This is a genomic window from Solidesulfovibrio sp. DCME (genome assembly GCF_049995385.1).
Classification (GTDB): Bacteria; Desulfobacterota; Desulfovibrionia; order Desulfovibrionales; family Desulfovibrionaceae; genus Solidesulfovibrio.
Map to the genome: position 1 here is coordinate 3992470 of NZ_CP188261.1, position 12388 is coordinate 4004857.

Consider the following 12388-nt stretch of genomic DNA (forward strand, 5'->3'; position numbering starts at 1 on the left):
CATGTCGATTATAAGCTTTACCCGACGGGGATTTCTAAAAACAGCCTGCACGTTGTCAGCCGGAGCCTTGATCGGCTTGCGCTTGACCGGACGGGCCGTGGCGGCCGCCAAACAGCTCAAGGATTTCATGATGGACCGGATCGACGGCGTTTACGGTGCGGATGCCGCATTCAAGGAGCGTGCATCGCAGCAGAACGTGCAGGTCCAGACACTCTACAAAAACTATTTGGAAGAGCCCATGAGCCACAAGGCCGAACAACTCCTCCACACGCATTGGGAAGATCGCTCGAAAAACATCAAGAAATTGATTGCAGCCGGGCAGTACCCCAATCCCCGGGCCAAGGAATTCGCCGGAACAACCTACCCCTACGAATAACCCCCTGCCGCTGTGACACTTGGACCTGCGGCAAGGGCACACCTGACCCTAAGGTTCGATTGTTGCGGCTATCCAGTCAGCGCTCTTACGCCGGGGGGGGGGGATATAAATAGAAAAAGCCCATGCGAGCACGCAGTTGGTCTATACCAACGGCGTGGCCGAAGGGCTTAACAGCAAGATCATGGCCATCAAGAGGAAAGCTTGCGGCTACAAGAGCAGGGAGCATTTTAAAACAGCCATCTACTTCCTTTGCGTCGGTTTGGACCTTTATCCAGCCAGCACGTGACGAGAGCTTTTCTCGTAAAATTCTTCTTTTTCGGTTGTTATGATTTTTCATTGGTATTATTCAAAAGGCATTCTTCTGTCCCCCGGATGGTGGGCGATAGCCCCATGAAGAAACCAAGTGGCCTTTGCATCTCTCGCGGCAACAATTCAAAGAGTAGGAGGTGTTATGCTCAAAAAAGGATTGCTGTTCACCTGCTTCATTTTGCTCATGGTCTGCAGCAGTGCGTTAGCCGGAAAATCAGACCCTCTTTTCATCAATCTGACGAGCGAGGATGGCCATCGCTCCTTGATGGCGCTTGGTTTTGGAAAGGCTCAAATGGAACGGGGGCATTCGTTAACTGTTTGGATGAATGACAAAGCCGTAATGATGGCGAGCGCGAAGAACAAAGCCCAGTTTCGCGAACAACAGGAGTTGATTGCAGAAATAATCGCTAAAGGAGCACAAGTACTTGTCTGTCCGTTTTGCAGCAAGACATTTGGAGTGAACGAAGCCGATCTTATACAAGGCACTCGAATGGGCAATCCCGAAACTACGGGAGAAGCCCTTTTTCAGGACAACACAAAAACCTTGTCCTGGTAGCGAATGCGGGAATCCGTGGGCGGGCCCAGCCGGGTCCGCCTGAATCCAGGGGCCTTACCCACGGAAATTCCGGAAGAGCCGAAAATTAGTGCTTATGGTCGTGAGATTCGGCAGCATGCCCCTCGTGTACATGATCATGGGGGCCGTGTTCTTCGCCATGGTCGTGATCGTGAACACCTTCGCCCGCCTCATGCTCATGGGGGTGCTTGTGCTCATGTTCGTGTTCATGGGTATGGACGTGGCTATGCTTGTGGCTATGCTTGCCTATGCCGGGGTGCTCGTGTTCATGTTCGTGTTCATGGGTATGCGCGTGGGCATGGTCATGGTGGTGTTCGTGGTCGCCTTTCATAGTGTCCTCCTTTTTTACTTTATGGGCATTCTCCTTCACTTTGCCAAGACGGCACATTTATTTCTTCAATCACACGGGATGGTCGAGGACCAAACCTTTGGCCCTTCAATCGCATAAAAAAACAAAATACGTAATCAAACCTCCTAGTTTAATACTCCATATGAAAATATGACCCCGTTTGGTATATTTGGCAACACGTTGGTACCATATACCAACGCCGCTCTCTGTACGATCATCCCAGGCCAAGCTCCAAACTGTGCATCAAAAGCTTTGAGTAAAGCGACTGCTGTCGGCGTGATCGTTTCTCCACAAGTCGGAACCCCAACCACTGGCATATTTCCCAACATCTCTAAGACAGCAGGCACTGGTGTAGACAAAACTCCGTGACAGCATACAACGGTACCATCACATACCGGCAGAGGCCCGCACACGAAACGAGCAGGTTTTATTTTATCATACAGGATACACGCAAGGCAAATGTCCAAAATACTATCGAGAGCGCCGACTTCATGAAAAGTTATTTGATCTGCGGCAACACCATGAACCTTCCCCTCTGCTTCGGCAATTATAGCAAACGCTTTTATAGCCAACTGCTTGGCATTATCAGTCATATTACTTTTATTGATTATTTCAATAATATCCTTCAACTTGTTATGACTATGCATGTGCGGTAGCGAAAGGGACAAACACCAGCCGCCGATTCCTTGGATACTTTTTCTCGTCAACAGAAGGCTCCCTTCTAGCTCTGGAAGCTTAATTACTTTTGCCAGGTCTTCTAAAATTTCTGAGCTGCAACCAAGCAGCGTAGCCAAACCAGATACAAACATATCACCGGACAATCCGCTACAAGGACGTATTACCAATACACCATTTATATATTTCTCATATTCTACAGCTTTATCTGTGAAATTTTCAAATTGATTGTCGCTGGCAATATGCGCTGCATATCTGTTTGGCTGACTTGCATTATTACAGCCGTTGACCTTATCTTTGTACTGATACTCAGCATCGCAGGCATCACACATAGACATCTCCACGTAAAATAATCTTTAGACGAGGCAAAAAATAAATTCAGCACCCATGCCAGTTCAAATGATGTTTTGTTGACGACGTATCCAAAAGTCGCCTACATGAATTATATGGCAGCAGCTAAATACTGATTTTCTTCATCGATAGTGTTTTTATGATTCCCAAGTTCCAAGCTCACATTGGCATTGCAAGAGCAGCTCTTCTGAGCACCCCTTGCTGTATACAGGTAGCTATATTTTTTGTTACCCTGTAAATGTTTATGCGCATGGCGTTGTTCGTGTCGATATCCGGCGTCACAATCGTGGCACATATTATCCCCAAATTTTTAGCTTCCGAGTAAGCTTTAAATTTTAATATTATTATACGAATAAAAAAAAATAATTCGTAACACGACATTTATCACGCCTCGATCCCGAACCGCAAGAAAAAAGTCCTTCCACAACCCAGAGGCAGCTCAGACGAAACGCAGCCGGCGAAGGAAGCCGATCCGGGCGGTTGACCTCTTCCATGGGCGCCAACAGGAAATGCCCAAGTCGTTTTCCCCAAAAATTTCCAGGCCAAACTCTTGCGCGACCACCGTATATGCAAAAAATGTTTAACTTTATTATGTTAGCAGCTCAAACTTAAAAATTTTCGAACGCTAGGCCGTGTAGACATTTGATCTGTCCCATGCTATTCCTCTCTACAGGAGGGATACAATGGAGCTACGACACACCATTACTGATGAGCAATGGGACAAGATAAAGGACGCTCTTCCCGGAAAAGCCGGTGATAGAGGAAGAACGGCGGAAGACAATCGGCTTTTCCTTAACGCGGTGATGTGGATGGCCAAGACCGGAGCACCATGGCGCGACTTGCCTACTTGTTATGGCAAGTGGTCAACAGTACACAAACGATTTATTCGATGGTCAAAAAATGGCGTCTGGCAAATGATCTTCAACACCTTAGCAGCTGATGCGGATACGGAATGGCTTATGATTGACAGCACCATTGTTCGGGCACATCAACATGCCGCTGGCGCAAAGGGGGCAGCAGTTTCAGGAATTCGGTAGATCAAAAGGTGGGTTCTCCACGAAAGTCCATGCTACAACTGATTCATTAGGTTGTCCAACAAAATTTATCCTTACAGGTGGCAATGAATCGGATTATAATCAAGCTTTGCCTTTAATAGAAGATCAACAAGCTGATTTTGTGCTTGCAGACAAGGGATATGACTCGCAGGCTATCGTTGATGCCATCAGATCGAAAGGGGCCGAGCCTGTTATCCCGCCCCGTTCTCTTCGGAAGATGCCTCGCGATTATGACCGCCATATCTACAAGGAAAGAAATGCGATCGAACGCATGTTCAATAAGATCAAACAGTTTAGGAGAATTGCCACACGATATGACAAGCTGGCCATCGCATACTTGTCGTTTCTCCATGTGGCGGCGATAGCTGTCTGGCTACGGTAAATGTCTACACAACCTAGAGAATAGTCCGGGGAATGAATATTTTAGCGTAGAAATAAATGAATTATTTGATATGGCTTACAAGAGACCGCTGCACAAATTCTTTGAGGTCTCTGCTATCCGCCTTTCGGGACTTTTTTGAGCGTAAAACCGGCGGTTTCCCGTGCTTTTCCGCAGCGACAAAGCTGTTTCCCGCCTCCTTTGGCCGCTTCCGCCGCCAAAGGAGACATCTATCCTCAGCAGGCTGCCTTTAGAACGGCTTTTTTCAGGTTGAAAGCCATGGCGTTGAGGAGAAACTCCAGCTCGACCTTGGCCCGTCCGAGGTACCTTGCGCGGTGAAATCCATAGCCGCGCTTGAGTGTGCCGAAGGCGCGCTCGACTTTCGCCCGGACGCTGCTGATTTGACGATTGGCAAATTTTTCCGCAGGGGTCAGCGCCCTATTGCGAGCAGCCTTGTACATGATGCCGTCGGCAAGGCCTCGAACCTGGAGCACATAGCGGTTGAGTTGGCTGCTGTATCCCTTGTCCGCAAAAATGCTCTCGCCGGCTTTCGCGTCGACCTCATCCAGGACGGCGACAAATTCCTCCGTGTCGGACCGGTTTGCCGGCGTGGCATGGCCGCCGAGGACAAAGCCGTCCCGGTTGTCCGTGGCGGCGTGGATTTTGTATCCGTAAAACGCTCGGTTGCCTTTGCGAAGCCAGGCCGCCTCGGCATCATCGGAATAGCTGATCGTCACATCCGTTCCGTCATCGTTGTCTTCTTGGCGATCCTGCGGGAGGACATCGAGCACCTTGAGCGGCCGGCGCGCGGATGACACGACACTGGCGTCGACGATGGCTCCTTCACGTACCAGGAGGCCGCGTCGCTGCAACTGGTGGTTGAGTTTGTCCAGCAAACGTTTTTGCACATTGCGCTCAACGAGGCTCTGGCGGAAGCGACAGATCGTGGTGGCGTCGGGCACCTCGTCGTGATCCAGGGAAAGGCCCACGAACCGGACGAAGGAGAAACGATCGTACAGAGCCTCTTCCACCGCCGTGTCGCTGAGGTTGTACCACCGCTGCAGCAGAAGGATCTTGAACATGGGAAGCGGCGGATAAGCCGGATTGCCCACGGCGTTGACTACCCGCTTGAGCGTTTTACGCAAAAGCTTTTCCAGCGGGTTCCAGTCGATGAGGCGATCAATCTCGTCGAGAAAGCACTCTTTGCGTTTGCGACGGGCAACAACGTAGTCGGCAATGCCGGGCTTGGAAGAAGTGCGTTCGCTCATGCTCGCCTCCATCAATTTCGATGGAGAAAATATACACCAACTGCATATATTTACAAGATTTTATCGTAAATTGCCGTGCATCGGTCTCAATGATGGTTTCAAAACTGTTTTTGACACGCTCAATCGGTGGTAAAGACGCATCGTTAAGAATAGGGGAGAGCACTTCAGCCCTGCCTGCAACAAACTTGTCGATAACCGCAAGGGAAAATTCTTCCTTGCTTGAGAAAAAGTTGTAAAATGAACCCTTTGGAATTTTTGCTTCCTTCAGAATCGCCTCAACACCGGTGCCGTTGAACCCTCTGCTCCATACGAGATCGAGCCCAACCTGGAGGAGCGTGTCTTTACTGTGAATGCGTTTCATGGCTGACTAATTAGACCGGTCGTTCTAAAGAGTCAACATCTATTTCGTCCCTTGGTTCTGGCTATTCGCTGCGACTTGACGCGGCAGTGGCATGAGGATGGGATTGGGCCTAAGGAGTCACAGGGGCTGGTATTTACCCGGAGCCGGTCGGTCTTCCTAGGCCGTGTAGACATTTGATCTGTCCCATGCTATTCCTCTCTACAGGAGGGATACAATGGAGCTACGACACACCATTACTGATGAGCAATGGGACAAGATAAAGGACGCTCTTCCCGGAAAAGCCGGTGATAGAGGAAGAACGGCGGAAGACAATCGGCTTTTCCTTAACGCGGTGATGTGGATGGCCAAGACCGGAGTACCATGGCGCGACTTGCCTACTTGTTATGGCAAGTGGTCAACAGTACACAAACGATTTATTCGATGGTCAAAAAATGGCGTCTGGCAAATGATCTTCAACACCTTAGCAGCTGATGCGGATACGGAATGGCTTATGATTGACAGCACCATTGTTCGGGCACATCAACATGCCGCTGGCGCAAAGGGGGCAGCAGTTTCAGGAATTCGGTAGATCAAAAGGTGGGTTCTCCACGAAAGTCCATGCTACAACTGATTCATTAGGTTGTCCAACAAAATTTATCCTTACAGGTGGCAATGAATCGGATTATAATCAAGCTTTGCCTTTAATAGAAGATCAACAAGCTGATTTTGTGCTTGCAGACAAGGGATATGACTCGCAGGCTATCGTTGATGCCATCAGATCGAAAGGGGCCGAGCCTGTTATCCCGCCCCGTTCTCTTCGGAAGATGCCTCGCGATTATGACCGCCATATCTACAAGGAAAGAAATGCGATCGAACGCATGTTCAATAAGATCAAACAGTTTAGGAGAATTGCCACACGATATGACAAGCTGGCCATCGCATACTTGTCGTTTCTCCATGTGGCGGCGATAGCTGTCTGGCTACGGTAAATGTCTACACAACCTAGCCGGTCCCGTCAAGGATCAAGGCGCACTTCCCTACCTGGAGCACCAACTTGACCGTGGACAGGCATTCTCCTCGCGAAGTTCCAACGCTACCAAGAGCACAACTGACCTGCGGATTCCTTTCCCATACCCCGAACCCCAATTAGGGGGTGTACTATTTTTTAAAACGTGCTACGGTTAGCGCTGACCCTAACAGTGGGCCAAGCCTGAGCCTCGCTCAAAGCAGTCGCAAAAGGGGTAATATTTTGACCCGTTTGGCAGTTATGACGAACGCCTTGCCCTGCCCTGACTTAACCCACTGTACTTGCTTGTTTCTTGCGTAATATGCCGGGTGTCTCCCCCCCCTGTTCCTCTCGCCCTCCGGCCTATTTCGATAGGGCGGGAATTCTCTTTCATAATTCCCTCTCGCGCAAAAAGCACAGTCTTGCGGGGTGGGCCTGTGACATGGTCAGACTTTGCAAGCCACCGTAGTGCAAAAATAATCGTCGATTCCTGCGTACAAGAGAACACGAAAACCGCCACTCCCGGTAGAGCGGCTATCATCCAGGGGTTGGCGATTCTGCCTCAGGTATTGAGCCAGAAAAACCCAAGAAGAGGTGCCTTTATGCAAAACTCAACCTGTCAAATGACCGGTGAATGCCGTGTCCCCGACCACGCGGTCCTGCCGCAAACGCTTTATCGGGAAGTTCTCCAGTTTATCGATGGACTACCCAAGAGAGAAGGACACTTGGTGACCGTTCTGCACAAGGCGCAGAGCGTGTTCGGCTACCTGCCCATAGAGGTACAGCAGTTCGTTGCTGATTATATGGATGTTTCGTTAGCCCAGGTATACGGCGTAGTGAGCTTCTATACATTTTTTTCCATGGTTCCCAAAGGGAAGTATCCCATATCCATCTGCATGGGGACGGCCTGCTTCGTCAAGGGTGCGGACAAGGTGGTGCAGGCGTTCAAGGAGCAGCTGAAAATCGGCGTCGGCGACGTCACCCCGGACGGCAAGTTCTCCATCGATACGTTACGGTGTGTGGGCGGGTGCGCCCTGGCTCCCATCGTTATGGTCGGCAAGAAAGTCTATGCCAATGTCACCCCGGGCCAAGTCAAAAAGATCCTGGCCGAATACTAGCCAAACACGGAGCAGAGCATGAGCATCATAACTTCCCTGGAAGCCCTCAAAGCCAAGCGGCAGGAACTTCTCGACAACGCTGCTGCCAATACAACCGCTACCCTTGTCAACGTGTCGCTGGCCACCTGCTCCATTGCCGCCGGCGGCAAGTTCGCCATGGAGGCCATGCAGGACGAAGTGACTAAAAACGGACTGGTTGACGTGAAATTCATGCAATCCGGCTGCATGACCTACTGCTACGCCGAACCGACCGTGGAAATAACGTTGCCTGGAAAAGTGCCGGTTTTGTTTGGCAATGTCGATGAGGCCAAGGCCAGGGCGCTTATCACTGAATATGTCATGAAGGGCGAGCCGGTCGAGGGAATCATCCCCGTGAACTACCAACGGGTTGTTCTGTAACCCTATCGGGAGACGACGATATGGCAGCGACGGTCGAAAAAAAACAACTCCGGATCGCCACGCGCAACTGCGGTTTCATCGATCCCGAGAGCATTGACGACTATATCGGCGTGCGCGGGTACGAGGCTCTGGCCCAGGCCCTTACCATGACTCCGGCTGAACTCGTGGAAGTCATAAAAGCATCCGGCCTTCGCGGTCGCGGTGGCGCAGGCTTTCCTACCGGAGTGAAATGGGGCATCGCCCTGGCAAACAAAGCTGACCAGAAGTACATGGTCTGCAACGCCGACGAAGGCGATCCAGGCGCCTTCATGGATCGCGCGGTCCTCGAGGGTGACCCTCATTCCGTTGTCGAAGCCATGGCCGTCGGCGGTTATGCCGTCGGGGCAACACAAGGCGCGGTCTATATCCGGGCCGAGTATCCGCTCGCCATCAAGCGCCTGAAAAAGGCTATCGATGATGCCAAAGCCTATGGCCTGCTGGGCACCAACATCTTCGGTTCGGGCTTTGACTTCGATATCGAACTCAAATACGGGGCCGGCGCGTTTGTCTGCGGGGAAGAAACCGCGCTCATCAAATCCATGGAAGGAAAGCGCGGCGAACCGGTCACCAAGCCTCCTTTTCCGGCCCAAGAAGGCTATTGGCGTAAGCCCACCATCGTCAACAACGTTGAAACCTTCGCCAACATTCCGGCCATTATTCTCAAGGGAGCCGATTGGTTTTCCTCCATCGGCACCGCCACGTCCAAAGGCACCAAGGTCTTCGCCTTGGCCGGCAAGATCACCAATGTGGGCCTCATCGAGGTTCCCATGGGCATTACCCTTCGCGAGGTCATCTTCGACATCGGCGGCGGCTGCCCGGACGGCAAGGAGTTCAAGGCCGTTCAGACCGGCGGTCCCTCCGGCGGCGCGCTGTCCCACAAAGACCTCGACGTGGCTATCGACTATGAGTCCCTGGCCGCCTGCAAGTCCATCATGGGGTCCGGCGGCATGGTCGTCATGGACGAGGACTCCTGCATGGTGTCCGTGGCCAAGTTCTTCCTGGATTTCACCATGGATGAAACCTGCGGCAAGTGCACCCCCTGCCGCATCGGCTCCAAGCGCCTTTACGAACTCCTCGACAAAATCACCAAGGGCAAGGGAACCCCGGCGGACCTTGACCGCCTGAAGAACCTGTCCGAGATCATCAAGGACACGGCGCTTTGCGGCCTCGGGCAGACCATGCCCAACCCGATCCTGTCCACCATGGACACGTTCAGGGGCGAGTACGAGGCGCACGTCAAGGACAAGAAGTGTCCGGCCCATGTCTGCAGGGCTATGCTGACCTATACCATCGATCCCGCCAAGTGCACCGGCTGCACCTTGTGCTCCAAAGTCTGCCCGGTGGAATGCATCTCCGGTACGAAGAAGCAGCCTCACACCATCGATGCAAGCAAGTGCATCAAGTGCGGCGCTTGCTACGACAAATGCAAATTCGACGCGATCATCAAGCAATAAGGATCCAAGGAGGTCCGCAATGCCCATGCTGACGATAACCATAGACGGCAAAACGACGTCCGTGCCGGCGGGCAGCACCATCCTGGATGCCGCCAAGTCGCTCGACATCGACATCCCGACCTTGTGCTACCTCAACCTCGAGGCGCTCTCCATCAACAACAAAACCGCTTCCTGCCGCATCTGCGTGGTCGAAGTGGAGGGCCGGCGCAACTTGGCTCCGGCCTGCGCCACCCCGGTCACTGAGAACATGAAGGTCAGGACCAATACGTTGCGGGTGCTCAACGCCCGTCGCACCGTGCTCGAACTCATGCTTTCCGACCACCCCAAGGACTGCCTGGTGTGCGCCAAGTCCGGCGAATGCGAGTTGCAAGCCCTGGCCGAACGCTTCGGCATCCGGGATTCGCCTTATGACGGCGGCGAGATGTCGCATTATCGCAAGGACATCTCCCCCTCCATCATCCGCGACATGGACAAATGCATCATGTGTCGGCGCTGCGAAACCATGTGCAACGAGGTCCAGACCTGCGGCGTGCTTTCCGGCGTCAACCGGGGATTCACCGCCGTGGTCGCGCCAGCCTTCGAGATGAACCTGGCCGACACCGTGTGCACCAACTGTGGCCAGTGCGTGGCCGTGTGCCCCACCGGCGCGCTGGTCGAGCACGACCATAGCTGGGAAGTCGTCGAGGCGCTCGCCAATCCGGACAAGGTCGTCATCGTCCAGACTGCGCCTTCCGTACGAGCCGCCCTTGGCGAGGACCTTGGCATCGCGCCTGGCACATCGGTCACCGGCAAAATGGCCGCTGCCCTGCGTCGCCTGGGCTTCGACCACGTCTTCGACACCGATTTTGCCGCCGATCTGACCATTATGGAGGAAGGCTCGGAATTCCTCGACCGTCTGGGCAAGTTCCTGGACGGAGACCAGACGGTCAAACTGCCCATCCTTACCTCCTGCTGTCCGGGCTGGGTCAAGTTCTTCGAGCACCAGTTCCCGGACATGCTCGACGTGCCGTCCACGGCCAAGTCGCCGCAGCAGATGTTCGGGGCCATTGCCAAGACCTATTACGCCGATCTGCTCGCTATTCCTCGCGACAAGCTGGTGGTGGTCTCGGTCATGCCCTGCCTGGCCAAGAAATACGAGCGCGCCCGGCCTGAATTCGCCGTGGACGGCAACCCTGACGTGGATATCGTCATCTCCACCCGTGAACTGGCGCGTCTGATCAAACGCATGAACATCGACTTCGCCGGACTGCCCGACGAAGACTTCGACGCCCCGCTTGGCGCGTCCACCGGTGCTGCTCCGATCTTCGGCGTCACCGGCGGCGTCATCGAGGCCGCGCTACGCACCGCCTTCGAACTGGCCACCGGCGCGACGCTGGAGAAGGTCGAGTTCGAGGATGTGCGCGGCATGGAAGGCGTCAAAAAGGCCACCGTCAAGATGGGACCCCATGAGCTGGTCATCGGCGTGGCCCATGGGCTGGGCAATGCGCGCAAGCTTCTTAACCGCGTGCGCGAAGGCGAAACCTTCCACGCCATCGAAGTCATGGCCTGTCCGGGCGGCTGCATCGGCGGCGGCGGGCAGCCCTATCACCACGGTGATGTGGAACTGCTCAAGCTGCGCACCAAGGTCCTCTACGAGGAAGACGCGGGCAAGCCGCTTCGCAAGTCTCACCAGAACCCGTACATTGTCGAGCTCTACGAGAAGTTCCTGGGGAAGCCCTTATCTGAGAAATCGCACCATCTGCTGCATACCCACTACTTCAAGCGCCATCGCCTGTAGTTGGCTACGTAAAGGCTCTAGAAGCTATCCACCTATAACTCAATAAACCGAAGGGAGATTATCCATCTCTCTTCGGTTTTTTCTTTATGGCACACCCTGTAGTGTTGCGGCTCTGACGCTATACACGAGAAAACGCTTCGTTGGTAACACGATCTAGCAGCGCTCCCGCAAAGAAAAAGATTAACGCAAGGATACCCGCCTGTTACGCTATGAGCTTGAAAATGGAGATCCCGTCTCGCAAACTGGATGTCGCCTAAATTAGTATGTTTTATCGTTTCTTGACATACGATTTTTATTTTCATAACCGGAAGTGTTATTATTTTAATTTCTTGACACCGCCAAATAATATTAGTTTAGTTTTTATAGTCAGCGTATCCTTCTACCCTGTTGCCTGAAAGGAGCGAGCATGATTCCCCGTCGTTTCTCCCGAGCTGCACTTCTTGCCCTTGTCCTCGCTTTCGCCGCCTCGCCGTCGTTCGCAGCCGACCCCCCAAAAACGGAGAAACCCGACGAAACCATGCTCGACGAAGTCAACGTCGTTTCCTCGCCCATCATCAAAGGGAACACACGCCCCAGTACCTGCCCTACGTGCCGAACCTGAACGTCAGCCTCGGCGGGAACTACCGCTTCCTGGAGCATTTCAAGATCACGGCCGACGCCCAGTACGTGGACGAGATGTACGTGCTCTCCGAGACCCGGCGCGTGGATACGCGCAACACCTCGAAGGTGGACGGCTATTGGCTGGCCAACGCCAAGTTTTCCTATTTCTTCACCATCCCCAAACCCAAGGTCGAAACCGAACTCTTCGTCGCCGTGCAGAACCTGACCGATACCTTCTACAAGTACAAACCCGGCTACCCCATGCCCGGAACCGGGGTCTCGGCCGGCGTGGCCCTGACGTTCTAACCGCGGAGGGAGA

At 53.1% G+C, this 12388-nt stretch carries 13 protein-coding genes and 1 pseudogene; 11 read left to right on the top strand and 3 right to left on the bottom strand.

The features are described 5' to 3' along the window. The first annotated feature begins 1 nt into the window (after position 1). The 4 genes and pseudogenes from ACP59X_RS17660 to ACP59X_RS17675 all read left to right on the top strand — a co-directional run bounded on the left by ACP59X_RS17660 (position 2) and on the right by ACP59X_RS17675 (position 1707). A complete protein-coding gene (locus tag ACP59X_RS17660; RefSeq protein WP_428560896.1) occupies positions 2–376 on the top strand; it encodes an iron hydrogenase small subunit in 375 nt (124 codons plus the stop codon). A 145-nt stretch (positions 377–521) separates the two neighbouring features. Continuing rightward, a pseudogene (locus ACP59X_RS17665) lies at positions 522–662 on the top strand (transposase); the annotation flags it as partial. Positions 663–827: 165 nt separating this feature from the next. Next, positions 828–1241 (top strand): DsrE family protein, encoded by a 414-nt coding sequence (locus ACP59X_RS17670; protein WP_428560898.1) that lies wholly within the window; start codon positions 828–830, stop codon positions 1239–1241. 124 nt (positions 1242–1365) lie between these two features. Next, a complete protein-coding gene (locus ACP59X_RS17675; protein ID WP_428560901.1) occupies positions 1366–1707 on the top strand; it encodes a hypothetical protein in 342 nt (113 codons plus the stop codon). A 26-nt stretch (positions 1708–1733) separates the two neighbouring features. On the opposite strand, the gene larC is transcribed toward ACP59X_RS17675, so the two are convergent. Further along, entirely contained in the window at positions 1734–2615 is an 882-nt protein-coding gene (gene larC / locus ACP59X_RS17680; protein WP_428560904.1) for a nickel pincer cofactor biosynthesis protein LarC, read from the bottom strand. A 702-nt stretch (positions 2616–3317) separates the two neighbouring features. Here larC and ACP59X_RS17685 point away from each other — a divergent pair. Further along, positions 3318–4071 (top strand): IS5 family transposase gene (locus tag ACP59X_RS17685; protein ID WP_428558424.1). Its coding sequence is split into 2 segments (ribosomal slippage): positions 3318–3646 and positions 3645–4071, totalling 756 coding nucleotides; the frame shifts between segments, so codons are not numbered across the junction. A gap of 233 nt (positions 4072–4304) precedes the next feature. Here the strand turns inward: ACP59X_RS17685 and ACP59X_RS17690 are convergent. Together ACP59X_RS17690 and ACP59X_RS17695 are read right to left on the bottom strand one after the other, a co-directional pair. Then, positions 4305–5336, bottom strand: a complete 1032-nt coding sequence (locus tag ACP59X_RS17690; RefSeq protein WP_428560906.1) for an IS5 family transposase — start codon at positions 5334–5336, stop codon at positions 4305–4307. Further along, positions 5248–5697 carry a TetR/AcrR family transcriptional regulator gene (locus ACP59X_RS17695; protein WP_428560908.1) on the bottom strand — a complete coding sequence of 150 codons (450 nt, stop codon included), beginning with the start codon at positions 5695–5697 and terminating at the stop codon, positions 5248–5250. Before ACP59X_RS17695 ends, ACP59X_RS17690 begins: the two co-directional genes overlap by 89 nt. Before the next feature lie 214 nt (positions 5698–5911). Here ACP59X_RS17695 and ACP59X_RS17700 point away from each other — a divergent pair. From ACP59X_RS17700 to ACP59X_RS17725, 6 genes are all read left to right on the top strand, one after another. Beyond that, a protein-coding gene (locus ACP59X_RS17700) for an IS5 family transposase (protein WP_428560910.1) occupies positions 5912–6665 on the top strand; the annotation gives its coding sequence in 2 pieces (ribosomal slippage) (positions 5912–6240 and positions 6239–6665; 756 coding nt in all). A gap of 619 nt (positions 6666–7284) precedes the next feature. After that, a complete protein-coding gene (locus ACP59X_RS17705; protein ID WP_428560913.1) occupies positions 7285–7800 on the top strand; it encodes an NADH-quinone oxidoreductase subunit NuoE family protein in 516 nt (171 codons plus the stop codon). An 18-nt stretch (positions 7801–7818) separates the two neighbouring features. Then, positions 7819–8199, top strand: a complete 381-nt coding sequence (locus ACP59X_RS17710) for a (2Fe-2S) ferredoxin domain-containing protein (RefSeq protein ID WP_428560916.1) — start codon at positions 7819–7821, stop codon at positions 8197–8199. A gap of 20 nt (positions 8200–8219) precedes the next feature. Beyond that, the gene (locus ACP59X_RS17715; protein ID WP_428560918.1) at positions 8220–9692 is read left to right on the top strand and encodes an NADH-ubiquinone oxidoreductase-F iron-sulfur binding region domain-containing protein; all 1473 of its coding nucleotides are present in this window, start codon (positions 8220–8222) and stop codon (positions 9690–9692) included. A gap of 19 nt (positions 9693–9711) precedes the next feature. Next, on the top strand, positions 9712–11469 hold the full coding sequence (locus ACP59X_RS17720; protein WP_428560920.1) for an NADH-dependent [FeFe] hydrogenase, group A6: 1758 nt from the start codon (positions 9712–9714) through the stop codon (positions 11467–11469). A gap of 387 nt (positions 11470–11856) precedes the next feature. Further along, positions 11857–12375, top strand: coding sequence for a TonB-dependent receptor domain-containing protein (locus tag ACP59X_RS17725; protein ID WP_428560923.1), 519 nt, complete (start codon positions 11857–11859; stop codon positions 12373–12375). The last annotated feature ends 13 nt before the right edge of the window (positions 12376–12388 follow it).